Origin of the sequence: Kistimonas asteriae (genome assembly GCF_018263925.1) — a bacterium.
GTDB classification, from domain to species: Bacteria; Pseudomonadota; Gammaproteobacteria; order Pseudomonadales; family Endozoicomonadaceae; genus Kistimonas; species Kistimonas asteriae.
Genome location: NZ_JAEVHF010000002.1, coordinates 243,158 through 269,019 on the forward strand (window position 1 = coordinate 243,158; position 25,862 = coordinate 269,019).

The following is a 25,862-nucleotide window of genomic DNA, read 5'->3' on the forward strand; positions in this document are numbered from 1 at the left end:
TGACTAACTATTGAAGACCTGGGGAAATGTAGGAAAAAGAGATGAAGACTAAGGCGAGGATTTTTATGGCGCACCCTAGAGGATTCGAACCTCTGACCTCTGCCTCCGGAGTGTCGTCAGGCCTAACATTCCCAGTTATTTCCAGACAATTCAGTAATTGTTATATTTATCTTAACACATTGAAAAATAAGGATTATTTAAAGGTGTGTTTGTTGTTTCCTGTTGTATGGTGTTGTCTTGGGTTGTTTAGGATTAAGTGGAAATGTAGTGGAAAAAGCAAAATAACAAGGCAGTGGTCGTTCACTGCAGAAAATACAGGGATTGAATGATGGGCAGGAGCCACAATCGACAAAATTTAACCAACACTGTAATCAGCAATTTAATTATCAAAGATAAAAATTATAAGGTCTGGGATGAAGGGCAGAAGGGCTTGTATTTGCTCGTTAGTAAAACCGGAACCAAGACTTATTACGTCAGTTACATTTTGCCGGCCACCAAGCGCAGGGTTGATTATAAACTGGGCCGTGAGACGGTGATGACGCCAGCTGAAGCAAGAAAGGAAGCCAGGGTTAAGTTGGGTGAGGTTGCCAAGGGTGTTGATATTCAGCAGCAACGTATCCTCGACAGACAGGCCGAAAGACAGAGTCGCAGCCGTACACTTGGCGTTTTTGTTGAGCAGATTTACCTGCCTTGGGCAAAACAGCACCGTAAGTCCTGGGAGGGCAATATCAAAAGGGTTCGTGCCCTGTTTACGGGCTGGTTCAATCTGCCACTAACTGATATTACGGTGAAGCGTGTGACTGAGTGGCGGACAAGACAATTAGCCAAAGGATTGAAACCAAGCTGCATCAATCGTGATGTTAATAGGCTGTCAGGCATTTTGACTCAAGCCGTTGAAATGGGTGTGATTGATGAATCGCCCCTGAGAGGCTTCAAAAAGCTTAAGGTTGATCAAAAGAAGCGTATTCGGTATTTGTCAGACGATGAGGAACATCGTCTGAGAGCCTCTCTGATGGCCCGTGAAAAGGATTTACGCCAACGACGTGATCGGTTTAATCAGTGGTTGTTGGATCGTCACAAGCCACCGCTGGAAAGACTGGATGGCGAGTTTGCTGACCATGTTCGACCAATGGTGCTATTAGCTCTGAATACAGGTATGCGAATCGGAGAAATTTTTAACCTCCAATGGAAGCATATCGATTGGAGTAACCGGAGTATCACGGTCGACGGTCAGGGCAGTAAAAACGGTCAGACAAGACACATTGCAATGACTGACGAGGCCTACGATGTGTTGCGTAAGTGGCGTAAACAGAACACCGCACACCTGCTGGTATTTTGCAGTCCAAAAACAGGCGACAAGTTAGACAATATTAACTCTGCGTGGACGTCTGTGCGTGAAACCGCTGAACTGTATGCACCCTATGATCCGGATTTACATTTCCGTTTTCACGATTTACGACATTCATTTGCAAGCCATCTCGTTATGGAAGGGGTCGATCTGAACTGTGTGCGCGAATTGTTGGGCCATGAATCCATTGATATGACGTTGAAGTATGCGCACTTGGCACCTAAGAACAAAGAAACAGCAATTAATGCGCTTAATAAGAGACTGCAGAAAAGACAGCAGTCTGAGACGGACAAAGGTCAGCTATTGTCCGAGTAGAAAGTTGTACGGGGCTTTGCTGATCGTGATGCCCCGCTATATACGTGAATGGGGTTAGTTCGCGTTTAGTTGGCTGTATGTTTATATCTAGTTGGCTATATGTTCGTTTGTATTTACCTAGTCCTATATTGGTTCGGCATTCAGCAAGAAGGGTAAGTTTACTGGATGCTCGATAAATTCACGCCAAGGGTCGTCTGAAGCGATTCGATTACAGCGTGCCTCAAGCTCACACATCAGAGCATCTATGCCCCCATATTCGTCTATTGTGCTGATAATCTGCTCATCAAGCTCAGGTGAGAGTTGATGCCATGCAAGGTGAAGCGGCCAGTCTTGTTGATCAATGATTGTTTGCCACCTGGATAAGAATGCAGATAAAAGTGAGTTGCCGTTTGTTCGAGCGTGCGTTGAAAATGCACTTTTTGAATTTTTTTCTGTTGTCATCTTTTGAGTATTCTTATGTGTATTGTATGAATTAGTTTCCCCGTTTGGGGTATACATATTGGTCTTTTGGGACGAATCATCTTGCTCTTCTGAACATTTAAATTTATCCCTTTCGGCTAACTTCATTTCTAAGTTATGTTGAAAAAACATTACCTTGTAGTACGTGCGCTGCGGTATGCCCTGGTTACGGGTAGTGACGAAGTGTTTGTCGATAAGTAATTTTTTGGCATTGCGCATTGCTTTCACACCTATCCCTAACTCTGTTGCCAGTTCATTATCTGTTTTGTACAGCAATGGGCCTGATCGACGTTCCCACCAGTACCAGAGTTGGGCTAGTAAAATTGCACTGATTACTGATCCAGTCAGTTTTTTTAGTTCAGGCATGTAGGGCACCACACGTAATTTGTTTTGGTCTGCGGTATCCATAAGGTCATCATTGGTCTGTTTGTTGTTGTCAGTATGTTCAGCACTGTGTGAAACGCGATTGCTGACAGGTTGGTATAGTGGGCTCGTACATAACGGCTGATTACTGAACGAGCCTGATGTAATTACTTTTGTTCTAGCTCTGCCAGTGTTCGGACTTTGACAAACTCATTAAACCAGTTGTCAAGGTCACTACATGGATAGATGACCTTACGGCCGATCTTGATGAATTGTGGTCCTGTGACGCCGTTGACTGCTCCTTGTGACCTCAGTTTATTCAGGAATTCAGTGGACACACCACATCGTTTGGCAGCCTCTCGTACGGAATAACCAAGTCTGTGATCGCGATGCCCGTTTAGGTCCTTATCTATCATTTACACATCCTTATATTTTGATCTTACTGTTAAGAACAGCAATGCCTGTATCTGCGAGGCATGCGCTTTTATAGAGCTGAATACTAGCCCGATTACGAAATCAAAATGTGTCTCATCAATATAAATATTTACCTTTTAAGGATAATAACGTAACTTATCAGTCTGATTTTGTATGATTAGAATTGTGTTTTATTTTCCAGCATGCCCAGCAGTTAAATTTTTATTTTTGATAAAAAGCCTTCACTGCCAGGGAACGCTGTGTGATTGCACAACACCTCCTTTGCGAAATTGGATTAAATGCCGCTATATGTAAAACCTTAAGGTTTTTTGCATATGAAAAGCTTATAGCTTACTCAATATTAAGCCCCCTGTTTTTTTGTTGAAGTTATAGAAGTTGTTGTTTTCTGCCTTTCGCGGCGCTAGTCTTCATCATCGAAAAGGCAACGGTTCATCCCTGGTTGCTCAAGAGACTGACTATGTCTTGTGCGCAGTCTTCGTATGTAATCATGCATGCTTTCTGGGTTGCAGTTGCTGAGAGCCTCTGCGTTTCCTATAACTTCGAAGATGAAGTTGTGTGCCTCTTCAGCGCTGATCCAATACAGTGTGCGTGTTGTGCCATCTGGGTGCGATATTTGCTCAGGTCTCGCTAGCAACGTGCCATTCGCAATGTACCGATAGATGCGTTCATAGTTCTTGTATGCCAAATCATATTGTTTTTTAAGCTTTATAGCCTTGAGACTGTCCTCCTTTTCGAATTGCCCAATAGAGACCTTCATAGTGTTGAAGTCAGCAATAGCATGTTGCCCTGCAGCAAGTAGAGCAACCTGCTCACTTTCATATTCCGTATTAGCAATAATGTCTTTGATAGTATCGTAATCGATCTTCATATAAACATCCGATGTTTTGTTATGACGATTTAAGACTGCCATATATTTGATAAATAAAAAACCTGAGGGAATTGTAAAGGTTCAAGCAAATTTCATTGTGAAATTTTGCAATGAAGCTGAATTTTTATGGATTTTAATAACGAAAACAAGAAAGAATTATTAAATTTAATAATGACAAATCTAAAAAAATCTGAAACAGCACGATTATTTATAGGTGTCGTCTATCTGGGTTTGGCTTTTGATTGATATATATCATCAAAATGACTGGCAAGTGTTACTTTGTCATGTCAACGCACGTTGTTTGATGAAGTTGTTTGTGGTGAGACCTCTATATATCTACCTGTGAACCTGAATTAACATAGGCACACTAAACGACAGTGTGTGGTTCAGGGGCAGGAGATTGCTTTGGATAAGCGCCAGAAGCAGCGGCTGAGTGAACGCGATATTTGTACGAAGTTCATCACGCCTGCTATCACTCAGGCTGGCTGGGATATTAACACCCAGATTCGAGAAGAAGTGACATTCACGGCTGGGCGCATCATGGTGCGCGGAAAGCTCCATACGCGTGGAAAAAAGCGTAGGGCTGACTACATACTGTACCACCAGAAAAATCAGCCGATTGCAGTTGTTGAGGCGAAAGACAACAAGCATTCAATTGGTGCAGGTATGCAACAGGCTCTCGCATATTCAGAAGCATTGGATGTGCCTTTTGTCTTCTCTAGCAATGGAGACGGCTTTCTGTTTCATGACCGTACAGGCAATGCCTCTCAAACAGAAACCGAACTTGGTCTTGAAGAATTTCCCGCGCCTGCAGAGCTTTGGAAACGTTACTGTGTCTGGAAGCAGCTTGATAATGCCTCAGTACCTGTCGTAGAAGCGCCCTATTATGACGACGGTTCTGGTCGCACACCAAGGTACTATCAGGCTGTTGCGATAAACCGTACCGTTGAAGCCGTTGCCAAGGGCCAAGATCGTATTTTACTGGTTATGGCTACCGGGACTGGCAAGACATATACAGCATTTCAGATTATCTGGCGGCTCTGGAAGTCACGTCAGAAGAAACGTATTTTGTTTCTTGCAGACCGCAACATATTGGTCGATCAGACCAAGAACAATGACTTCAAACCTTTTGGTCAGGCCATGACCAAAATCAGCAAGAGGCAGATCAATAAGTCGTACGAAATTTACCTTTCGCTATATCATGCAGTCACTGGCAGTGAAGAAGAAAAGAACATTTACAAGCAGTTTTCGCCGGATTTTTTTGACCTGATCATCATTGATGAGTGCCACAGAGGTAGTGCAAAAGCGGACTCCGCATGGCGAGAAATATTGAATTATTTTTCTGGCGCGACCCATATCGGTTTAACTGCAACGCCGAAGGAAACCAAGGAAGTTTCCAATATCGATTACTTCGGCAAACCGATTTACACCTACTCACTCAAGCAGGGTATTGAGGATGGCTTCCTGGCGCCATACAAGGTTGTTCGTGTCGATTTTGATATTGACCTGAAGGGCTGGCGTCCACGAAAAGGGCAGAAGGATAAATATGGCAATCTGATCGAAGACCGTATTTACAACCAGAAGGATGTCGACAAAAGCATTGTGTTTGATGAGCGCACTGATCTGGTAGCAATGAAGGTCACGGAGTTTTTGCAGAAAACCGATGAATTTCAGAAGGCGATTGTCTTCTGTGATGACATTGATCATGCCGAGCGTATGCGACAATCGTTGGTTAATCTGAATCCACAGCGTGTTCAGGAAAACTCGAAATACGTTATGCGTATCACGGGAGACAATAATGAAGGCAAGGCTGAATTGGATAATTTCATTGATCCTGAGTCTCGCTACCCCGTTATTGCTACGACCAGCAAGCTGATGACGACAGGTGTTGATGCCAAAACCTGCAAACTGGTTGTGTTAGATCAGCGCATCCAGTCGATGACGGAATTTAAACAAATAATCGGTCGTGGAACCCGGATTGATGAGGATTACGATAAGTACTGGTTCACCATCATGGACTTCAAAAAGGCGACAGAACTATTTGCCGACAGCAACTTTGATGGTGATCCCGTCCAGGTTTATGACCCGAGTCCAAATGATCCTGTAGACCCCCCTGATGATGGCCTTCCTGATGTTAATGATGACGACACAGATGGAGGAATATCAGGTGGTCCATTCGAACCTGGTGATGATACAGCTGGCGGTGATGGCGAACCGAAGCAGAAGTATTACATCAAGGGGGAGCCAGTTAATATTGTCGGTGAGCGTGTTCAGTATTTGGATTCGGATGGCAAATTGATTACTGAGTCCATGCACGATTATACCCGCAGCTGTGTCAGTAAACAGTATGCCAGCATGGATGACTTTTTGCGCAGCTGGACCAGTGCGGAAAAGAAAAATGTCATCATACAGGAGCTGGCTGAGCAGGGTGTTTTATGGGACGAGCTGCAGGCAGACGTCAGTAAAAAATATGGTGCCGAACTCGACCCGTTTGACCTGATCTGTCATATCGTTTTTGACAAGCCGCCGTTGACTCGACGTGAACGGGCTGAAAATGTCAAAAAGAAAAATTACTTCACCAAGTATGAAGGTGAGGCACGTAAGGTTTTAGAGGCTTTGCTGGAGAAGTATGCTGATACTGGTATTGAGCATATTGAGGATATGCAAATACTCAAGCTGGAACCTTTTACAAAGCTGGGAACACCGCTCCAGTTGGTTCACTGCTTTGGTGGTAAAAAACAGTATCAGGAAGCCATACAGGAACTTGAGGAGGCATTGTACGGCTGATGTTGAACTCTGCAGAAATTGAAAGGGAATTAGTAAAAATCGGTTTTCGTTTGACCCGACCCAATAAGCGAATACACGAATATAGTCGTAAGAGTTTGGTCGTGTACGTAAAAACGCCAAGTAATAAAAGCCAGAAAGATTTTGTTGAGGGAAGGTATAACCCTTTATTGATACATCCGGATAATAGGACTGTCAGAACCCATTTTGACGGCCTTTCGGGTGTGACTATTAATTGGTTTGGTCGTTACAAAAACTCAAATATGGGGGCATTCCCAATAGATCAAACAGCTGTAAGCGATCATATGTATTATGGCTACGAAGTTGGTGTGGAGAGTACATTAGCTTTAAATAAATTCGTTTCAGTATTGGTTGGTGATACTGTTGATGCAAACGAAAATGACACTGGCCCAGGTTATGATGCTGAAACGGTTCGTCAGGCATTGGTCGATGCTAGAGTTGGGCAGGGCTTGTTTCGTCAGCACCTGCTTGGCTATTGGAAAAAATGTGCAGTAACCGGTATAACAGCGCCGGAGCTGCTTAAAGCATCGCATATCAAACCCTGGCGAGACTCCAGAAACACAGAACGTCTCGACCTGTATAATGGGTTGCTACTGTCAGCTAATCTTGACGCCGCATTTGACAGTGGTCTTATCAGCTTTCTGGATAATGGCGATATTCTGATCAGTCCGGAACTATCCAGTGATGCAAATGCAGCCGGCATCCATTCAGCCATGCAACTGAGCATGATTGAGCCGAGCCACTTGCCTTACCTGCAGCACCACCGCGAGCATATTTTTAGGAAGTAAGTGTTTTCATGTCCATCTCATCCAGTATCAAATCCATTCAAGACATTATGCGTAAGGATGTCGGTGTAGACGGCGACGCCCAGCGTATTGGACAGCTTGTCTGGATGCTGTTTCTCAAAATTTTTGATGATCGTGAACAGGAATGGGAACTGCTGGAAGACGATTATGAGTCACCAATTCCTGAAGCATTGCGCTGGCGAAACTGGGCTGCTGATCCGGAGGGTATCACTGGTGATGAGTTGAAAAAGTTCATCGACAATGAGCTTTTCCCCGAGTTGCAGGAGCTGCTGGGACGCGAAGGTGACCAGCGTGCCGTTGTAATCCGTAATGTGTTCAAGGATGCCTACAACTACATGAAGTCCGGCCAGTTGCTGCGTCAGGTGCTGAACAAGATTCAGGACGCAGTGGATTTCAACAAGGCGCGGGAACGTCATGCTTTCGGGGATATGTACGAGCAGATTTTGCGTGATCTGCAAAATGCGGGTAACGCTGGTGAGTTTTACACACCACGGCCGGTCACCGAATTTATGGTTAATCGCGTTGATCCGAAACTGACGGACAGAGTGATGGATCCGGCCTGCGGTACGGGCGGCTTTTTAACGTGTGCTATTGAGCATAAGCGTAAAAACTACGTTCGTAATCCTGAGGAAGAGCAGGCACTGCAGGGCAGTATTTTCGGTGTAGAGAAAAAACCTCTGCCTCATCTGCTGGCGACGACGAATATGATCCTGCATGGCATTGATGTGCCATCAAACATCCGGCATGACAATACGCTGTCTCGACCTTTGCGTGACTGGGGACCTAAAGAGCGTGTGGATGTGATTGTTGCCAATCCACCATTTGGAGGCATGGAAGAAGACGGCATTGAAACAAACTTCCCGACAGCGTTTCGTACTCGTGAAACCGCTGATCTGTTTATGACCCTGTTCATCCATCTGCTCAAACCGGGTGGTCGCGCAGCAGTCGTTTTGCCTGATGGTTTCTTATTTGGCGAAGGTATGAAAACCCGCCTTAAAGAAAAGTTACTGACCGAATGTAATTTGCACACCATCGTGCGTTTGCCTAATGGTGTGTTTAGCCCATACACCACCATTAAGACTAACCTGTTGTTTTTCACCAAGGGGCAGTCGACCGAGCAGGTTTGGTACTACGAGCATCCTTATCCGAAGGGTGTAAAAAATTACAGTAAAACTCGACCAATGAAATATGAGGAATTCACACCGGAGATTGCGTGGTGGGGGTGTGAAGCAGATGGTTTCGTCAGTCGTGAGCAAAACGCGCAGGCATGGACTGTTTCCATTGAAGAAATTAAGGCCCGGAACTACAACCTGGACATTAAGAATCCGCATGTAGGTGAACAAGTTAGTCATGACCCTGATGAGCTGTTGCAAGCTTATGCACGTCAACAGCAGGACATGGCTGCTATTCGTGATCAGCTCAAGGATATTCTCAATGCTGCTTTGAGCAATAATGGTTGCAAGGTTTCCTGATTGTGAACTCTTTAATTACTGACAACCTGGATTTGTGGGCTAGCGCATATACCCAAAAATCAAGTGTTGGCCGAGGGAGTAACAACAAGCTGAATCTTCATGGCATAAAACAACTGCGTGCGCTGATTTTGGACTTGGCTGTGCGCGGAAAGTTAGTGCCACAGGACTCAAATGATGAACCGGCTTCAGTGCTACTGGAAAAAGTAGCAATTGAAAAAGTGCGCTTGATTGATGAAGGCAAGATCAAAAAGCAGAAGGCATTGCCAGCAATTACAGATGATGAACAACCCTTTATCTTACCTGCAGGATGGGTGCTTGTCCGTTTTGAGGATATTGTGGATATTCAGAGCGGTATTACCAAGGGCCGTAAGCTGGTTGGTCGTGAGTTGGAGTCTATACCTTATCTTCGTGTTGCAAATGTACAGCGTGGTTCTCTTGATCTTACTGAGATAAAAGAGGTCGAAATACCTGTAGAGGAAAAAGAAAAATACAAAGTTAAGCCTCGTGATCTTTTGATCACTGAAGGAGGTGACTGGGATAAGGTTGGTCGGACTGCGATATGGTCTGGTGAGTTGCCATATATCGCACACCAGAATCATGTTTTTAAAGCTCGGCTGTTTCTTGATGAACAGAGTGAACAATGGCTAGAAATGTATCTAAATGGACCTATTGCGCGTGAATATTTTGCAGGTTCAAGCAAGCAAACCACCAATCTTGCATCAATCAATAAAACACAGTTGCGTAGTTGTGTAATTGCCATACCGCCTGTAGAAGAAAAAAATCGGATAGTAGCCAAAGTTCAAGAGCTAATGATGCTTTGTGATCAGCTTGAGCAGCAGCAGGCCGACAGTATCACAGCACATGAGACACTGGTGGATACTCTTCTTGCGTCATTAGCTAATAGCAAAACGGTAACTGAGACGACTGACAATTGGAGCAGGATTGCTGACCATTTCGATACTCTGTTTACTACTGAACACAGTATCAACAAGCTGAAGCAAACAATTATCCAGTTGGCTGTGACTGGTAAGCTAGTGCCGCAAAGTTCGACGGATGAGTCTGCAGATGTGTTGCTGAAGAGTATATTTGCTGAGCAGAGCAGACTTTTTCATGATGAAAAGCTAAAAACCAAAGCTGCTCTAAGCATTTCGGATGAAGAAAAATACCTGAGTGTTCCCGATTCTTGGGCGTTTATTCGTCTTGGAAATATTGCAAAATTTATTGATTATCGTGGAAAGACGCCAACAAAACAGGCTGATGGGATTCGTTTAATCACTGCTAAGAATGTACGTTTTGGTTACATATCACTTCAACCTGCTGAGTTTATTTCAGAGACTGAATATGATTCATGGATGACTCGAGGTTTTCCAAGAGTCGGTGATCTGTTGTTCACCCCTGAAGCACCTCTTGGAAACGTTGCGATAATAGATATTGACGAGAAATTTGCGTTGGCTCAAAGAGCTATTTGCTTCCAGCTGCACGAAAAGCAGTGTGCAGAATTTTTGAAACTAATGATCATGTCTCCTGTTTTTCAGCAACAGCTCCAGCATAACGCCACAGGGATTACAGCAAAGGGAATTAAGGCGGCCAGATTAAAGGAGATACCTGTACCCCAACCCCCCATGGAAGAACAGCACCGGATAGTATCAAAAGTAAAAGACCTGATGTTGCTATGTGATCAGCTAGTGCTTTCAATACGGCAGTCGCAGCAGACAAACATGCATTTGGCTGATGCCATTGTTGAGCAGGCTCTGGCATAACGGCATGCGAATTATTGTTGTCACAGCCATGCAGCACCAAGGTCGTTGTCAGGAGTAACAAACATGAAAAAGGGATGGATGATTCGCGCCGGCGAAGGTGGACGTTTTGCTGAATCGTTCAAGGATCAAAACTGTGTTGCCATAGGCTGGAATGGGTTGGGTGACCTTAACCGTTACCCATCAAGCGACGCCATACGCAACTCATACATTGATCAGTGGGGCAATGCTAAACCTAGCCGCACAGCCAATGTCGTGGCGATTGCGCGTAAATTTCGAGACGATATTCAATCAGGGCACATGGTGATCACCTATAGCCCTGAATTGCGTGTTTATCATATTGGTGAAGACCAGGGCGAATATCAGTATCGCAACGATGATAATCTTGTAGGCGAATATGCTCATGTTCGCATGGTGAAGTGGTTGGGGGATGTGTCTCGGGATGCGTTAAGTCAGGCGACCCGTAATAGTCTGGGCTCAACACTGACCATGTTTTCGCTGTCTGATTCTGTGATCAGTGAATTGTTGGCAGTGCTGAATGGTGAGCAGTCAATGCAGCAAGAAGACGCAGACTCTGAAGAAACACTGGTTCAGTTAAAAGACCAGACCATCGATCAGAGCCATGAGCTGATCAAGGATAAAATTCAGTCGTTACTGCCTGATGAAATGGAGCATCTTGCGGCGGCATTGCTGCGTGGTATGGGTTACAGAACCCGTGTTTCGCCAAAAGGACCTGATCGTGGTGTTGATGTATTTGCTTCACCGGATGGTCTGGGGCTGACACAGCCAAGGATCAAGGTTGAAGTAAAGCATCGGCAGGGTAACATGGGCTCACAGGCTATACGCAGCTTCCTGGGAGCGTTACGGGATGGCGACAGTGGTCTGTTTGTCAGCACCGGCGGATTCAGCAGAGAAGCACGGTATGAGGCTGAGAGGGCCACAGTGCCTGTGACGTTGATTGATATTGATGACTTGGCCAGTCTGATTGTGACTCACTACGAACAGTTTGATGTTGAGGGTAAGACGCTGCTGCCGTTGGTAAAAATCTATTGGCCTGCGGATTAGTACAATCACTGCCATAGCTAATGGAATAGTTATTGATCGGCTGTTCCGTTAGCCGTGATACAGATGATGCATAAATGATTTTTATAAGCCAATATTAACGACCCCGCAGGTACGCGGTTGAATAGTAATCACCCAAGATGACAAAGAAAGGTTGCGATGGCTTATAACCGTCCATGGAAGTCGTATGAAGAACAGCTCGATATATTGAAGGCTAGGGGGCTGCAAGTCTCAAATGATGAGGCGGCCATCGCATATCTTCAACGGATTGGCTATTACCGGCTCAGTGCTTACTGGTACCCGTTTCGGATTTTTTATCATGAACAAGATCCGCTGACGGGAAGGTTATCTACCAAAAGGACTGATAATTTTGTCGAAAATACTCATTTCGTCGATGCGGTCGAACTGTATATTTTCGATAAAAAATTACGGCTATTGATGCTGGACGCACTTGAGAGGGTTGAGATTGCCTTACGCGTCAATATTGCGTATGTCTTGGGTGAAAAAGATGTTTTTGCTTACAAGCATATTGGGCTATTTCATCCATCGTTTGCAGGAAAAACAAACAAAAGAACCGGTAAAACCCGTCATCAGGAATGGCTGGATAAATATGAGGGTCTGCTGAGGCGCTCTAAGGAGGACTTTGTAAAGCATTATCGCCAGAAGCATGGCGATGATTTGCCGATGTGGGTAGCAATTGAACTGCTGGATTTTGGTGCAATGTCCCAGTTGTACTCAATGATGAGGGTTCCCGATCAGGAACAGATAGCTCGTCGATATGACGTTGCTGATTTTAAAGTTTTTTCTAGCTGGTTACGTGCCCTCAACTACTTGAGGAATCTATGCGCACACCATAGTCGTTTGTGGAACCGAAATGTCATAGACCAGCCCCGGTTGCCTGCTGCCGGTGTTGTGGATTGGTGTGACGCTTTCATCGGACAACATGAGCTGATTGCCAAACCGTTTTTGTTATTCAATATTGTGGGGCATTTGCTCTACCGTATATGCCCGGCTACCGGTTGGCATGATCGGCTAAAGAGCCACATTAAATCATTTCCCCGTATCCAGTCAGATAGGCAGGTTTCAATGCAGGATATTGGATTACCGGAAGAGTGGGAAAGGTTATTAGAACGGTAGGAAATAAGAACCCCCACGTAAATTGCGAAGCAACTAAGAGGCGGGGGCCGTGTTACTGGTAAGTGTTATACATGGCCTGCTGATAGTCAAGGTGTGAAAAGTAACATTTATGTTAGCGTTTAGGCGTAGCTAAAGAGCTGTATGGGGTAGTGTTTTTGGATGGCACAGTAAGGTGTTTTTTATTCCAAAATCGTCTTTCACCAACTGCTAAGCGTGGCAAATCTACATGTTGTAATGTCAGGCGAGTATTGCTCTGATCAACAGTCTTAATCTGCGAATGCCCGTTTTTTTAGTGGTTCACTGTGCGTGTATCAGGAAGTATAGATACCCGGGTGGGTCCCAGCGATGCTCTGTCCAGCTACCCCCTGGGGGTGGGGGGGTAAAAATCACTGTCATCAAATTGTGCTGATACAGGTAGGATGGTGCTGTCTAGGCCTTCAGGGCTTGAACTGAATTCCTGTATAAAGACAACTGGAGCTGCGTCAGAGCCTGTCTGTCTGTACTCGCCATCCATCTTGTTCAGTTCGGCAATGGCGGCAGTTGCGGCTCGTGGATTTCGCATGACTATCAGGCCATCAGTACCTGAGATTTGTTCACTGCAGAATGATGCGATTTCCCAGAGTTTTTGTCGTTTTGCCAGTGCGGTGATATTTAGCTCACTACTGAGCTGCGCTTGTTTCAGGTGAATAGCTTTTTGAATGTCTGCATTTGTTAACAGACGGCTTCCCTGGCTTCTTGCTGAATGTTCGCTGTATCCAGCGGCAATCGCTGCACGTGTTGCATTCTGGTCGATCAGATACTCATCGATGAACCGTTGATGCTTACTGTTCATTGCACATCCATCCCTGATGAAAAACGGTACGGTCATTTTACCAAGACAGATTGGTGCAGTAATGAAAAGTGCTGTTATTGCTGAGTGATACAGATATTCCTGTACGCACGTCTATACTTGCGGTCGCGATACATTCTAGTGGAAATGTAGTGGAAAATTGATTTATGGAGCTTTTGAGATGAGGAAAAACGAGGCTAAGTCATTGATTTTACTGGCGCACCCTAGAGGATTCGAACCTCTGACCTCTGCCTCCGGAGGGCAGCGCTCTATCCAGCTGAGCTAAGGGTGCATAACGCCACTGCAGACACGGTTTGACCCGCTGCCAGCGGCGCCAATAATACTCAGGACGTATAGCCAAGTCCATGCTTTTTTGCCGATTTCTCCCTAATCTGTACTCTGGTACCGGCGCCGGTGTCAGCGTGACAGGTTCGATGGACTGAATCAGAACCAGTGGCTCTGGATCAAGGTTTTATCCACCTGTTCCAGCCAGTTGTTGACCTCTTGCATCAGCACCTTGCTCTCTTTGCGCGTCATATACACCTTGGGACTCCGGTTGAAGGGGGCATCAGGATTTATCACACACAGTTCCGGCATTACCCGGCTTTTATACAGGGCTTCCACCCGGTCTGTGATCATCACATGTGCTTTCAGCTCAACCAGGGTGCGGAAGGGTTCCACGTTGTCATGGGCGATGGTGATGGCTGCCTTCGGCAGCCACTGCCGAGCCAGCAACTCATTGGTGCCGCCGGGGTTTTCCACCACCTGTACAGGTGGGTGCAGGAACTCGAACGGCACATTATCCGGTGGTTTGGTGCCGCCGCATTTCACACCCATCCAGTATTGCTGCTTGGGCGTCAGCACGGTATCCATCAATAACGGGGAACCACAGGCTAGGGGCTGGTTCAGCAGGGTCAGCAGATCGGCTGTGGAATAGTAGTACAGGTAGGGGTGGAGCTGGCAGTTGGTCAGGGCGACCTTGCCATCTTCAAACACCGTCTCACTCATCAGGAACTGTTGGCTGCGCCCCTCCGTAAAGGAAATGCCGCCCATGGCCAGGTCGAACTTGCCAGCTGACAGGTCGGCATGCAGCGTCGGCCAGCTGGTTTTGACCAGCTCCAGTTCACGGCCCAGGTGCTTGGCCAGGTTTCGAGCCATATCAATGGCGAAGCCTTCCCAGGAGCCGTCCGGTTTCTGCAGCGTCAGCGGGGGGTAATCGCCGGTACTGCCCACGCGCAGGGGTTCCTGTGTGGTTGCCGGGGGCGTGGCGAAGGCGGTAAGCGACCAGCAGAACAACAAACCCTGCAGCAGGGTAAGCCAGTGGCGCATGGTGATACTCCGTTGCCTGTCAGGATGAAAGTCGCTGCCAGCGTAGGTGTAATCGCCGCGGTTCGCCAGTGTATGCCGGAATTGACAGGCAATCGGAATTGTTGCTGGCCGAAGGTTTGGCGTATAATCGCGGCTGCTATAACAATTCAGGCCAGCCCGGTGTGACACAATTTCATAACGATAATCGTCGGGTGGAGCTCAAGCGTCAGATGATGAGGAACGACTAGTGGCATACTTCAAAAAGATGCGCGCTGTACAGGCTGCAGTACTGCTGGGGGGACTGTTTGCCGGACTGGTCATGGCCAAGCCTGCCGGGGATCTGGATGAAGTCACCCGCAGTGAAATCGCAGACCGGATCAAACCCGTGGGTAGTCTCTGTGTGGCTGGTGAAGAGTGTGCCGCCGGTGGCGGCGCGGTAGCGGCGGCCTCCGGCCCGCGCAGTGGTGAGCAGGTTTACAACACCTACTGTACCGCCTGTCATACCGCCGGCATACTGGGTGCGCCCAAGAAAGGTGACAAAGCGGCCTGGGATAAGCGACTGGCTGATTCCGGTTCCTATCAGACCATCCTGGATAACGCGATCAACGGTATCCGCTCCATGCCGGCTAACGGTACCTGTGGCGACTGTTCCAGTGATGAAATCAGTGGTGCCATTGAATACATGAGTGGCCTGAAGCCCTGATCCGGTTCAGGTAATGCGCGTCCTGAAAGGCTGCCGTTTGGCGGCCTTTTCTGTTTCTGGAATCTAAGAATAATGACAACTATCGCTGATACACCGGAACCACCCTATTACGCGGTGATCTTTACCTCGCTACGGACCGAAGATGACAACGGTTATGATGACGTGGCCGTGCGGATGTTGAAGTTGGCGCAGGAACAGCCGGGTTTTCTCGGTGTGGAGTCCGCCCGTGAAGGGGTGGGCATCACGGTTTCTTACTGGCAGGACATTGCCGCCATTCGCGCCTGGAAAGCCCAGGCGGACCATCAGGAGGCGCAGCGCCGGGGTAAACAACAATGGTATCGCGACTACCGCGTCCGGGTCTGCCGGGTTGAGCGGGTGTACGGTTTGTCGTGAAACGTCGTTTATTCAGCAGAGCATGATTTGGATTCATTATTGTTCATAACTGGCGAGACCCGGCATGACGGGTAATAGTTATCAATGGTGAATGGGGCTACGTGCTGGGAGATTTCTGATGCTGATGACGACAACGCCGACGGTACAGGGACGTACCATTACCCACTACCGGGGAATCGTCGTGGGTGAAGCGATCATGGGAGCAAATCTGTTCAAGGATCTGTTTGCGGGTATTCGCGATGTTATTGGTGGTCGTGCCGGAGCCTACGAAAAAGAGCTGGCCAAAGCACGGCAGGTGGCGTTTTCCGAACTGGAAGACAATGCTCGGGCACTCGGCGGCAACGGGGTGGTGGGGATTGATCTTGATTATGAAGTGGTCGGTGAGAAGGGCAGTATGCTGATGGTCAGTATTAGCGGTACGGCGGTTTCTCTGGAGTAAGCGGGCAGGAATTCCGCGTATCCTGCCTTTCAGCTTGAGCTGTGCGTTTCCTACCGATAACTACGAGCCGGCATTCACCATTCAAAGACAAACCTTGGATCGTGCAATGCCTGCTCAGGCGTCTGTATCACCCTGAAATCGGGATAGAGTTCGCTGGTGCGCAGGGTTTCATCGGTGAAGGCCGTCAGCAGGCCCAGTATATAGACGACATAGTTGATGCCCCAGCGTTCGAGGTCGGTTTCTGCGCCTTTCTTGGCGCTGACTTCACTGCCAGCACTCGCGCGCGCTTCGATGATGTAATCCGTTGAGTAGTGCTGGTATTCAAAGGGGTACGCAGGAAACGAGTTCTTGAGAATCTCCAGCATCCGGCTTTGAGACAGCACGTTGAAATCTACCTGTACACAGTGGTTCAGGGTGCGTTTATCGGTGAAGGCCAGTGCGGCTATACGTCCGATGTCTTGAATATGGTGGGTGTAAATGGGGAGATCGAGATCGCCGAATGTCGTGATCTTCGGGAAAAAGCGAAGATTGGGTAGGAAATAGTCAAAAATACCGCCGTTATAAAACAGCGTCCAGCCGATGTCTGCATTGAACAGTTTGTCGTGCAGGCGCTTCTTGTTATCAAACACTTCCCCTTCACCCATCTTGATCGCACGGGTGTGAGCGCCAAACTCCGAGGGGACAAACCGTTTAACACCAGCCTGAATAGCGGCTTCCAGCCACAGTGGTTCAGATTGTGTGATGATCTCTTTTGAACCGGGTACCGCACAGATCAGGGTCTCAATTCCGGATAAGGCGTTTGCCATGGCGGTGACGTCTGACATATCCGCAAGTTCTGTCAGGTGCGCGCCGTATTGCACCAGCATCTGCAATTTGTCGTTTTTGGGTCGGCCCCGGGCGCGTGCCAGTAGCGTGACATCATGTCCCTGCAACAGCAGGTTGATGGTTAACGGCAGTCCGACCTGCCCCGTGGCGCCAATAATGGCGACTCGCCGCTTGCTGACAGAAACCATGGTACTTCCCATTTAACCGTCTGATAGTGAATCAGTGAATGAGGGTATAGCCAGGACAGAAACTATAGCAGGGCAGGATGTAATCAATCGTTCCGAATGGATAGTCTGTCAGCAAGGAGAAAGTGACGCGACATTGATCCACTGCCCCAAAGGATTATGATGCGAGCTTTACTGTATGATCCTACGACACTATCTCCATGACACCAGCCATTAATGTTGCCCGTAAGCAGGGCATTACCCATCATGTCCATCAGTATGACCATGACCCGTCCGCGGCCTCTTACGGCACCGAGGCGGCAGAAGCCCTCGGACTGGAAGGTAACCGGGTGTTCAAGACACTACTGGTGTCGCTCAATGGCGATGCCCGCCAGCTGGGCGTGGCGATTGTTCCGGTTACCCGGCAGCTGGACCTGAAAGCCTGCGCCAAGGCATTGCAGGCCAAGAAAGCCGACATGGCTAATCCGAAGGATGCTGAACGTGCCACCGGTTACGTTGTGGGGGGGATCAGTCCTCTGGGACAGAGGAAGCGATTGCCGACAGTGCTGGACAGCTCCGCTCAAGCGTTCGACACTATCTATGTCAGCGCTGGTCGACGCGGACTGGAAATTGAACTGGCGCCGAATGACCTTATGGGTATCTGTCTGGCTGTAAAGGCAGCGATTGCGCGCTAACGCGGTGGATGGGGATCTGTCAGTGTGAATCTGGCTGGTACCATGATACTGGTCAATACACCCATTGCGCATGTGGTTAACCCTGAAGATCGGGTCTACATAACAACACTTAGCCAATGGGAGATAGCCATGTCACGTCTGCTGGATCGTCTCAAGAATGACCATAAACATCTGAAATGCCTGCTCGACAGACTGGATCAGGAAATGGCGTATTACCGCCAAGATGAGAGCCGCTCGCCAAAACTCTTAGTGATCCTGGATGCCCTCGACTATATCCGCACCTGGCCTGAGCATTTTCATCATCCGCTGGAAGACCGGGTGTTTTCGATGATGCATGCGCGCAGCACGGATCCTGAGCTACGGGACGTCATTGATCGGGTGAGGGCGCAGCATAAAAACCTGGAAGCGTTGACCCAAAAGCTGGGCGCGGATTTCAACGCCATCGTCAATGATCAGGTCGTGCCGATAGAAACCGTCATGCAGGATTACCGGCGCTATATTGACCTGCAGCTGGAACACCTGGCGTGTGAAAACCAGTTTATTCTGCCAATGATTGATGCCTGCCTGCTGCCTGAGGATATCGCCATTATTGATAAGGAGCTGGATGATCAGTATCGGGAAATGGGCACGCAGCAACTGCGGAATGAATACGCCGAGCTGTACCATTTTGTCGTCGATGATCAGAAGGAAATCTCACAGCCTGTTTGAGACCTGTCCGTCATTGGTCGCGGCAAGGGCTATTGTATAGTGAGTCAATCAGGCATTGTGTGGATACATGCACAGGGAGATGGCCAACAATGATGCGTCGGTTGTTATTCGTTTTGATCGCGACAGTCTGTCTGGCTCAGTCTGTGGTGGCGGCTGAGCGTCAGATTCAGAGTATCAGCCTGTTCCGTGCTGATTCCAACGAAGTGGCCAGGCTGGTCAAGCCGCTGCTGTCGAAGGACAGTATCGTGATGCCTTACCGTAACGAGCTTGTGCTCAATGTGACCGATGAAGAGTTCGAGACCGTCAAGGCGCTGGTCAGCAAGCTGGATAGTCCACCGCATCAGTTAATGATTACGGTGCGTACTCCGGGACGTAAGACGATGGCCGGGCGCACTGTCGGTGTGGATGGTGTTATCAGCAGCGAGGGGCATGGACAGGGCAGCGTGGTGATATCCACAGGCTCCAGCCAGTCGGCGCGTCGTGGCGAGCAGACGGTGAGGGCAACGGAAGGGCTACCCGCCTATATCAGTGTAGGGCGTGAAGTACCGGTCAAGACGGGCATGTTCGATGAAGATGGCCGCTATCGCACGAAAACCGATTACAAGACGGCGGAACGGGGTTTTTATGTCAGCGCCCGGGTTCAGGGTGACCGCGTTGTGCTGGATATCCACCATGCGGATGACAGTGTCCGGCACGATGGTGAATCGTTTGACCGCCGGGCGGTGGATACGGAGGTCGCAGGTAAGGTCGGTGAATGGATAACTATCAGCAGTACCACCCGGGAAGGGTCTGGACGGACGTCCGGCTTCAATGTGCGGCGATACAGCACGGTGGATTCTGTCTATGAGGTGTTAGTCAAAGTCGACGTGGTGGAATAGTACGCTGCTCGTTGCAAATGCCTGTTACCCACTCTCTGAAAGGCGTTACCGTTGTTGTGATTACTGGTAACAAACAGCGTGCAAAGCACGGTCTGTTTTCATGGTTTCATTGTTTATCTTTATGTTTTTATTAGGTTTTTAATTTTTGGCACGAGACCTGTAATAGTAAGGTCACAATAAAAATAATAAGAACAACGCTCTACCTGGCCCATAACAATAACAACAAGGGGCGGCAAGTTGATCACTTTGTAGGTTGCTTTTTTGCGGTAGGAAACCAACAGGGAAACGCGGCACGGAAGCAAACAAGGCATTGGCCGCACAGCCTGTAAAGTGATCCACTTGTATCATTACTGCTACTGCCTGTATCAAAACGCAGCCTCACGGCTGCGTTTTTTTATGGGCAATTGTTCTATCCGTGTCGCTTAGCCCTGGTTGTTTAGCTGTTCCTGCGTCCAGTTGTTTAGCTTGGCTTCCAGGATGGTCATGGGCAGTGCGCCACTGTCCAGTACTTCGTCGTGGAAATAACGGATGTCGAACTGGTCACCCAACGCCTGCTGTGAAGATTCGCGGAGGCGGGTGATAGTCAGCTGGCCGATCTTGTAGGACAGTGCCTGTCCGGCAATGGCTGCATATCGACGTACTTCAGTGTGGATATCGCCATCACCGAGGGCAGAGTTGTCCCGCATGTACTGCTCAGCCTGTTCGAGGCTCCAGTCGTAATGGTGCAGGCCGGTATCCACGACCAGGCGCATGGCGCGCAGCATCTCTTCGTTCAGCTTACCGAAGTACTGGAGGGGATCCTGTTCAAGTCCCATCATCCGTCCCAGTGATTCCGCGTAAACGCCCCAGCCTTCGCTGTAAGCGGTGTAGTCACTGTAGATCTGGAACTTGGGCGCATTCTCCAGCTCCTGCTTGATGGACACCTGGAAGTGGTGACCCGGTGCCGCTTCATGGAGGAACAGGGTTTCCTTGTTCCACATCGGCAGCTGGTAATCGCGACCGGTATTTACGAAGAACATGCCTGGACGGCTGCCGTCCGGTGTGCCTTCGTTGTAATAGCCGACGCCGGCACTGTTTTCAGTGGCCTTGGGCACGGGCTTGATCACATAGTCAGCCTTCGGCATGCGGTGGAAGTACTCGGGCAGTACAGCATCCACCTGCGCTTTGTACGCTTCGTAATCGGCGACCTGTTGCTTGGGGTCTTTCCAGTAGAACTGGTCACCCTTGAGATAGGTGAAGAATTCTTTCAGTGATCCTTTGAAGCCGTAATCTGTCTTGGCCTGTTCCATTTCGCTCAGAATACGCGCCACTTCTTTTTTGCCAATGTCGTGGATTTCTTCAGCAGAGAGTGTTGTGGTGGTATTCACATCGGCCAGGTACTGGTACCAGGCATCACCGTTTGGCAGTTCACCGTAGGCGACGGTTGTTCTTGGTTTGTATTCCTGCTTCAGGAAGTCAGCCAGACGGGTATAGGCAGGGTCGATCACCTGGGTGATCTTTTCGCGGTATGCGACTGACAGACGTTCACGGTCTTCTGCGCTGAAGGTTTCCGGCATATGGCTGACGGGCTTCCAGAAACCACTCTTCTCGGGATCAGCAGTAACGTAGCCTTCCAGTTGTGGAATGACCATATTCACCAGAACCTGGGGCAGGACAACGTCGTGCTTCATGCCTTCGCGCATACGCTGAATGGACTGGTCCACCCAGTGGGCGAAGCCATCGGATTTTTTCAGGAAATCCTCATAATCTTTCACCGTCTTAAACGGCTGTGCATAAGTCCCTGTGCCCAGTTCCGCAAAGGTATTGGCGCGGCTGTAGAACTGGTTGAAAGGCAGGTACTGGGAAGGGAACTCGAATCCGCGCAGAGCCATTTTACGGTCATAGATGAACTGGTCGTAGGCGATCTGCAAGTCATGGGGCAGCGCGGCGCGATCCAGTTGCTCAACCTTGTCCAGGTAAGTCTGCTCCAGTTGCTTTTGCGCTGTGAGGTAATCGTCGCTCAGGTAATCACCGAACTGGTCGTTGTAGGTGTAAATGCCAAGCATAGGCGCGGTGAACGGATTCAGGGCGACATTCTTGTTGAAATAGGCATCCACTGTTGTCCGGAATTGCTGAGCAACCTGTTGTTCCTGTGAGGCCTGGGCGGTTGTGAGCTGAGCCGGTTCTTCGGTAGATGAGCTGCAGGCGGTCAGCAGAAGGGGAGCGCTGATAGCCGCTGCAACCGCGAGGGGGAGTAGGGACTTCTTGAACATGTTGCGTGGGTCCTTAGGTGAAGCGTCGTTATAAAAGGACAAGATAGCCCGTTGTCATGCGACAACGGGCGGACTGATTCTAGGAGGGACGCCACAACAGGACGTTGATGCGTATCAAACGGAACGGGTTATTTGGAGGATTGCCTGAAAGTCAGGCTCAACGGCTGTTTTCGTCCTCTGCAGGTGAGGGTTTGAGTAGTTTTTCCCGCTCGTCCATATAGTCGTCATAAGGCATACGTTGTGCTTTCAGACACGTCTCTTGCTGTGAATAAGGCAGACGAAGGCAGTTGAACGAGTTGTTGTTCCACTCGTCATAATAGGGTTCATATTCATCACGCGTGCAGCCGGACAGCAGAACTATCAATGTGCCTGCCAGGGCTATGGAGAGAATGCGACTGAAATACGGTCTGTAAGAAATCATCAACAGTGGACCTGTGGATAGGTGGTACGGAATTTCTCCGGTTTATCGCCTAAGCTGAAATTGAACCTTAAACGTGACGCAGGGACGCATCATGTGGCTACTGACCAGCAGCGGTATTATAAGTATCGTGCAGCATCGTGAGAACCCGAACCTTATGGTCGTTCGGGCCAGCAGTGAAAAGGCGTTAAGGGAGTTTGTTCCCTACGCCTACAGTCGGACAGCAAAGCGAAAACCGGTCAAACGGTTGCCATGGCGCATCAGCCTGCCCCGCCAGACGGTGAGGGTGCTGGTGCATGCCCAGTTTAACGCGGTTGCTTACGACAACTTCCCCAACACGATTCGTGATGACCAATATCACAATGTGTTTATGGAGCTCTACCGGATGACGGATGCACTGAAGGCTGAACGCAAGGAAAGCGTCGCCTGACAGTGGTTCGATAACGGGTAAAAAACGCAGCATAGCTGCGTTTTTTTATGCTGGCTTTTTGAGTTGCAGGGAAGGCATAACCCACAGATTGCATTGATATTTCTGAATACGCGTTTCTTGCCTGATATTTTTAAACGATCTAACCAGTAAGGAAACACGTTTTCTGCGGTGAACTATATTCGGTCAACGCTTTTGGGCGTGCGTTGGGCAAGGGTGAGCCTGTGCAGGGTTTATCCTTAATGAAGCGTTGTCACAGGCCTGCAGCAATGGCTTCAGTTTGGATCGCAGGTGGAGGTGTCTGAATGAATACCTGGCTGAATACGTTGTATCAACGGATGAAGTGGGATCGGGAGAGCTGCAAACGGTTGGGACGTGTCGTCAAAGGCTTTCGCGAGGGAGGTATTCTGAGTGGCTTGATGTTATGCACTATCACTATGTACAACACTGCATACGCGTTGAATATTGGTAGCGAGGCTCCGGATTTCTACGCGAACAGCACGAGTGGTGAAATTCATTTTCATGATCAGCTGGAAGGCCGTTACAGTATTTTGTTTTCCCATCCCCAGGATTTCACACCGGTCTGTACCACGGAAATTGGCGCACTGGCCAAGCGTATCGGGGATTTTCAGCGTCGAAAAACCAGCCTGTATGTATTGAGCATCAATACGGTTGATGAACATAACCGCTGGGTCAACGATATCAATCGTTTTCTTGGGCGGGAGAGTGATGAGCGCCTGCCTTTCGCTGTTATCGGAAACAGCCCGGGTTTTGATAATGTTATAGATATAGCCAGACAGTACGACATGCTTCCTGGCGATCTTGGTGAATCACGAGATCCTGATGTCCAGAAGGAAGGCTTGGGCAGTGCCAGGGATAATGCGACAGTACGTACCGTTTTTATCATTGGCCCTGATAAGCGGGTCCGGTTAACCATGTCGTATCCGATGACAACGGGCCGCAATGTGGATGAAATATTACGCACACTGGATGCTATCCAGTTTTCGGATCGAACCGGGTTGGCAACGCCTGTTGACTGGAAACCAGGGAAACCCGGCATAGTGCCTCCGGGGATAAGTGATGCAGAGGCTATGGAGAAGTACTCCGGTGTTGTGAAGGTGAATGACTATCTGCGTTATGCAGATGACCTCAAGTCATAGTGGGCCTATGAGGATAGAACAGGTCCGGGAGGGAGCTAAAGGCCTGTTTTTTGATAGCGTCAATCAAACATTCAGGCGATTGTTTTCGCTTAGCAGGTTTGTTTAGCAGGTATTGTGGGAAAATGAACGAAGACAAAGTCTGAATGTCTATTCTTATATATGAATAGGTTCTGGATTGATCCTTTCTGTAGATTTTTAACTAACTGTTTTTAAAGATTTATTTTGGTTATAGAGATGACAGGGAAGAATGTCTGTTTCAATTAGCAATAGCTCTAAAACGGCCAACGTTACACTGACATGGATAAGTGCATTCCGTTACAAATGGAATGACCAGCCAGGTAAACCATGGTTGTACAGACTCGTGGTGTCTCTAAAGTCATGGATTATTCATGAAGACATGAATACAGAGAAATTGGATGAATGGTTTACTACACACACGTGCAGAATATTAAATCAGGAATACGGAGCAGCTAAGGAAGAGCGGTTGCTTCGACTGCGTCAAATTCGGGAACATAGAAAAGCCCAAAGAAGACTACCTAATAGACCGTAGTAACCAAATGATTCCGCAGAACGAATAATCCTGCAACACCGTCACATTCAAGCGTCATGAGTAGCTGTCATTAAGTATGGCCTCAAGCCAATGGCGCTCCCTGCTGACAGGCGTATTTGTTGTGGATATCTAGTACAAGCTGGATATTGTTAGGTATGCCGGCTTCGCCAAAAGCGGCCATAAAATGCGCACTGGCATAGTTGCTGGCGGTGATCTGGTAGGTGTGCAGCCAGAGATCAAAGTCATGCTGTTGTTCGGGCTCAAGCCGCGGAAAGCGACTTTGTGGACGATCCATACCGATTCGCCATGGCTTGGGGCTAAGGCGTGCCCGAAAGCTGGATTGAGTGTGACAGAGCCTGCGGTAAAGGGGATCCACCTTGAGCGCCTTGAATATTGTTTTGACTTCCGGTGCATCCGGCGCCATTTCCCGGTTACTGATAATAAAACGAAGGCCGGCGCAGGTTTCGTATACCAGGAAAACCAGGGAGGGGTGGGTGTTGTGGTAGGACTCAATCTTTTTTAGATAGTACTGCTTGTCCTTCAGAGGAATGCCGATGTACCGCAGCAGCCGAGCCATGGCGCCCGGCTTGTGGATATCGATGTCACCAAAGACCACCCGATCCGTATTCAGGATAACCGCACCATAACTGTTGCGGGAGAGTATCGCCACGACCTCGTCATCACGGTTCTTGATCTCAACCAGCTGTTCTTCGCGAATATAGTCGTCAGCGTATTCGTATTCGGTCAGCGTATGTTTATGTTGAAGGATGTTGGCCAGCAGTTCTGCGCGTTCTGTCGCGTGGCGACGCGCCTCGGTATGGCTCTCATTGGAAGCCCCCCAGCCGGTGACGGAGGCTGATTCGCCATTTCTACCATGAAGGGTGACGGTATCTTTTTGCCAGTACTTTGCAAAGCGCATCACAATCCCTGCTGTTTTTCTCTACGTCCACAGAACAGCGTATAAGGTTGTCAGCGATATTGACAGCTTAAGGCGTATTAATGGCTGGTTAAAAAATAGACAGTTTTATGCGGAGTAGATAAAACACGGAGTTTCGGCGGTCATCCCGAAAATAATCACACACTTTCCCACAGTTCATGTGCATGGAAAATGTCGCTTGAAAAGGCTGAAGATAGGTTGTGGATAGGCTGTCGGTGATTTGTTGACAGATGGCCTAAGCAAGGAAAGTTGTTTTTTCTATGGGTTCTGAGATGCATTGTGTTGGGTTGTGGATGAAAGGTGTGCAGGCATGGAGAAGCGAGTTACAGGATTTATGCACAGAGTGATG

The 25,862-nt window shown here is 48.4% G+C and carries 24 protein-coding genes and 1 tRNA gene; 15 read left to right on the forward strand and 10 right to left on the reverse strand.

The window, feature by feature from the left end; all coding sequences use genetic code 11:
• Window positions 1–325: 325 nt before the first annotated feature.
• Window positions 326–1,663 carry a phage integrase gene (locus tag KHS78_RS03390; RefSeq protein ID WP_211825121.1) on the forward strand — a complete coding sequence of 446 codons (1,338 nt, stop codon included), beginning with the start codon at window positions 326–328 and terminating at the stop codon, window positions 1,661–1,663.
• Between the two features lie 123 nt (window positions 1,664–1,786).
• Here KHS78_RS03390 and KHS78_RS03395 read toward each other — a convergent pair whose 3' ends face one another.
• From KHS78_RS03395 to KHS78_RS03405, 3 genes are all read right to left on the reverse strand, one after another.
• Complete coding sequence (locus tag KHS78_RS03395; RefSeq protein WP_211825122.1) at window positions 1,787–2,530, reverse strand: hypothetical protein; 744 nt, start codon at window positions 2,528–2,530, stop codon at window positions 1,787–1,789.
• Between the two features lie 122 nt (window positions 2,531–2,652).
• The gene (locus KHS78_RS22630; protein WP_211825123.1) at window positions 2,653–2,901 is read right to left on the reverse strand and encodes a helix-turn-helix domain-containing protein; all 249 of its coding nucleotides are present in this window, start codon (window positions 2,899–2,901) and stop codon (window positions 2,653–2,655) included.
• A 419-nt stretch (window positions 2,902–3,320) separates the two neighbouring features.
• Window positions 3,321–3,788 carry a hypothetical protein gene (locus KHS78_RS03405; protein ID WP_211825124.1) on the reverse strand — a complete coding sequence of 156 codons (468 nt, stop codon included), beginning with the start codon at window positions 3,786–3,788 and terminating at the stop codon, window positions 3,321–3,323.
• 405 nt (window positions 3,789–4,193) lie between these two features.
• Here KHS78_RS03405 and hsdR point away from each other — a divergent pair, with 405 nt between their 5' ends.
• The 6 genes from hsdR to KHS78_RS03435 all read left to right on the forward strand — a co-directional run bounded on the left by hsdR (window position 4,194) and on the right by KHS78_RS03435 (window position 12,827).
• Window positions 4,194–6,575: an EcoAI/FtnUII family type I restriction enzme subunit R gene (hsdR, locus tag KHS78_RS03410; protein WP_211825125.1), complete on the forward strand. Its 2,382-nt coding sequence runs from the start codon at window positions 4,194–4,196 to the stop codon at window positions 6,573–6,575.
• Entirely contained in the window at window positions 6,575–7,381 is an 807-nt protein-coding gene (locus tag KHS78_RS03415) for an HNH endonuclease (protein ID WP_211825127.1), read from the forward strand. The genes hsdR and KHS78_RS03415 overlap by 1 nt, the downstream gene beginning before the upstream one ends.
• A gap of 8 nt (window positions 7,382–7,389) precedes the next feature.
• Window positions 7,390–8,871 carry a type I restriction-modification system subunit M gene (locus KHS78_RS03420; protein WP_211825129.1) on the forward strand — a complete coding sequence of 494 codons (1,482 nt, stop codon included), beginning with the start codon at window positions 7,390–7,392 and terminating at the stop codon, window positions 8,869–8,871.
• A 2-nt stretch (window positions 8,872–8,873) separates the two neighbouring features.
• Window positions 8,874–10,631 (forward strand): restriction endonuclease subunit S, encoded by a 1,758-nt coding sequence (locus tag KHS78_RS03425; RefSeq protein WP_211825131.1) that lies wholly within the window; start codon window positions 8,874–8,876, stop codon window positions 10,629–10,631.
• Between the two features lie 63 nt (window positions 10,632–10,694).
• Window positions 10,695–11,693, forward strand: a complete 999-nt coding sequence (locus KHS78_RS03430) for a restriction endonuclease (RefSeq protein WP_211825133.1) — start codon at window positions 10,695–10,697, stop codon at window positions 11,691–11,693.
• Window positions 11,694–11,849: 156 nt separating this feature from the next.
• Window positions 11,850–12,827 carry an Abi family protein gene (locus tag KHS78_RS03435; RefSeq protein ID WP_211825135.1) on the forward strand — a complete coding sequence of 326 codons (978 nt, stop codon included), beginning with the start codon at window positions 11,850–11,852 and terminating at the stop codon, window positions 12,825–12,827.
• Window positions 12,828–13,185: 358 nt separating this feature from the next.
• Here KHS78_RS03435 and KHS78_RS03440 read toward each other — a convergent pair whose 3' ends face one another.
• From KHS78_RS03440 to KHS78_RS03450, 3 genes are all read right to left on the reverse strand, one after another.
• Window positions 13,186–13,659 (reverse strand): terminase small subunit, encoded by a 474-nt coding sequence (locus KHS78_RS03440; protein ID WP_211825137.1) that lies wholly within the window; start codon window positions 13,657–13,659, stop codon window positions 13,186–13,188.
• A 212-nt stretch (window positions 13,660–13,871) separates the two neighbouring features.
• Window positions 13,872–13,948: transfer RNA gene (locus KHS78_RS03445), tRNA-Arg, on the reverse strand.
• Window positions 13,949–14,100: 152 nt separating this feature from the next.
• On the reverse strand, window positions 14,101–14,985 hold the full coding sequence (locus KHS78_RS03450; protein WP_211825138.1) for a transporter substrate-binding domain-containing protein: 885 nt from the start codon (window positions 14,983–14,985) through the stop codon (window positions 14,101–14,103).
• 226 nt (window positions 14,986–15,211) lie between these two features.
• Here KHS78_RS03450 and KHS78_RS03455 point away from each other — a divergent pair, with 226 nt between their 5' ends.
• The 3 genes from KHS78_RS03455 (at window position 15,212) to KHS78_RS03465 (ending at window position 16,499) form a co-directional block, all read left to right on the forward strand.
• Window positions 15,212–15,667, forward strand: a complete 456-nt coding sequence (locus tag KHS78_RS03455) for a c-type cytochrome (RefSeq protein ID WP_343216861.1) — start codon at window positions 15,212–15,214, stop codon at window positions 15,665–15,667.
• Window positions 15,668–15,739: 72 nt separating this feature from the next.
• Window positions 15,740–16,060, forward strand: coding sequence for an antibiotic biosynthesis monooxygenase family protein (locus KHS78_RS03460; protein ID WP_211825139.1), 321 nt, complete (start codon window positions 15,740–15,742; stop codon window positions 16,058–16,060).
• A gap of 118 nt (window positions 16,061–16,178) precedes the next feature.
• Window positions 16,179–16,499, forward strand: a complete 321-nt coding sequence (locus KHS78_RS03465; protein WP_246506050.1) for a heavy metal-binding domain-containing protein — start codon at window positions 16,179–16,181, stop codon at window positions 16,497–16,499.
• 74 nt (window positions 16,500–16,573) lie between these two features.
• On the opposite strand, the gene KHS78_RS03470 is transcribed toward KHS78_RS03465, so the two are convergent.
• Window positions 16,574–17,512, reverse strand: a complete 939-nt coding sequence (locus tag KHS78_RS03470; protein ID WP_211825140.1) for an NmrA family NAD(P)-binding protein — start codon at window positions 17,510–17,512, stop codon at window positions 16,574–16,576.
• Between the two features lie 197 nt (window positions 17,513–17,709).
• Between KHS78_RS03470 and ybaK the strand changes: the two genes are divergently transcribed.
• The 3 genes from ybaK (at window position 17,710) to KHS78_RS03485 (ending at window position 19,769) form a co-directional block, all read left to right on the forward strand.
• Window positions 17,710–18,183 (forward strand): Cys-tRNA(Pro) deacylase, encoded by a 474-nt coding sequence (ybaK, locus tag KHS78_RS03475; RefSeq protein WP_211825141.1) that lies wholly within the window; start codon window positions 17,710–17,712, stop codon window positions 18,181–18,183.
• Between the two features lie 24 nt (window positions 18,184–18,207).
• Window positions 18,208–18,891 carry a hemerythrin domain-containing protein gene (locus KHS78_RS03480; protein ID WP_211825142.1) on the forward strand — a complete coding sequence of 228 codons (684 nt, stop codon included), beginning with the start codon at window positions 18,208–18,210 and terminating at the stop codon, window positions 18,889–18,891.
• 89 nt (window positions 18,892–18,980) lie between these two features.
• Window positions 18,981–19,769, forward strand: coding sequence for a hypothetical protein (locus KHS78_RS03485; protein ID WP_211825143.1), 789 nt, complete (start codon window positions 18,981–18,983; stop codon window positions 19,767–19,769).
• Between the two features lie 422 nt (window positions 19,770–20,191).
• On the opposite strand, the gene KHS78_RS03490 is transcribed toward KHS78_RS03485, so the two are convergent.
• Window positions 20,192–22,021, reverse strand: coding sequence for a DUF885 domain-containing protein (locus KHS78_RS03490; protein WP_211825145.1), 1,830 nt, complete (start codon window positions 22,019–22,021; stop codon window positions 20,192–20,194).
• A 157-nt stretch (window positions 22,022–22,178) separates the two neighbouring features.
• Complete coding sequence (locus KHS78_RS03495; protein ID WP_211825148.1) at window positions 22,179–22,442, reverse strand: hypothetical protein; 264 nt, start codon at window positions 22,440–22,442, stop codon at window positions 22,179–22,181.
• A gap of 91 nt (window positions 22,443–22,533) precedes the next feature.
• On the opposite strand from KHS78_RS03495, the gene KHS78_RS03500 reads away from it, so the two are divergent.
• Window positions 22,534–22,869, forward strand: a complete 336-nt coding sequence (locus KHS78_RS03500; protein WP_211825150.1) for a hypothetical protein — start codon at window positions 22,534–22,536, stop codon at window positions 22,867–22,869.
• A 302-nt stretch (window positions 22,870–23,171) separates the two neighbouring features.
• The gene (locus KHS78_RS03505; RefSeq protein ID WP_246506051.1) at window positions 23,172–24,026 is read left to right on the forward strand and encodes a redoxin domain-containing protein; all 855 of its coding nucleotides are present in this window, start codon (window positions 23,172–23,174) and stop codon (window positions 24,024–24,026) included.
• Between the two features lie 632 nt (window positions 24,027–24,658).
• Here KHS78_RS03505 and KHS78_RS03510 read toward each other — a convergent pair.
• Window positions 24,659–25,498, reverse strand: a complete 840-nt coding sequence (locus tag KHS78_RS03510) for a hypothetical protein (protein WP_211825152.1) — start codon at window positions 25,496–25,498, stop codon at window positions 24,659–24,661.
• Window positions 25,499–25,862: the final 364 nt, after the last annotated feature.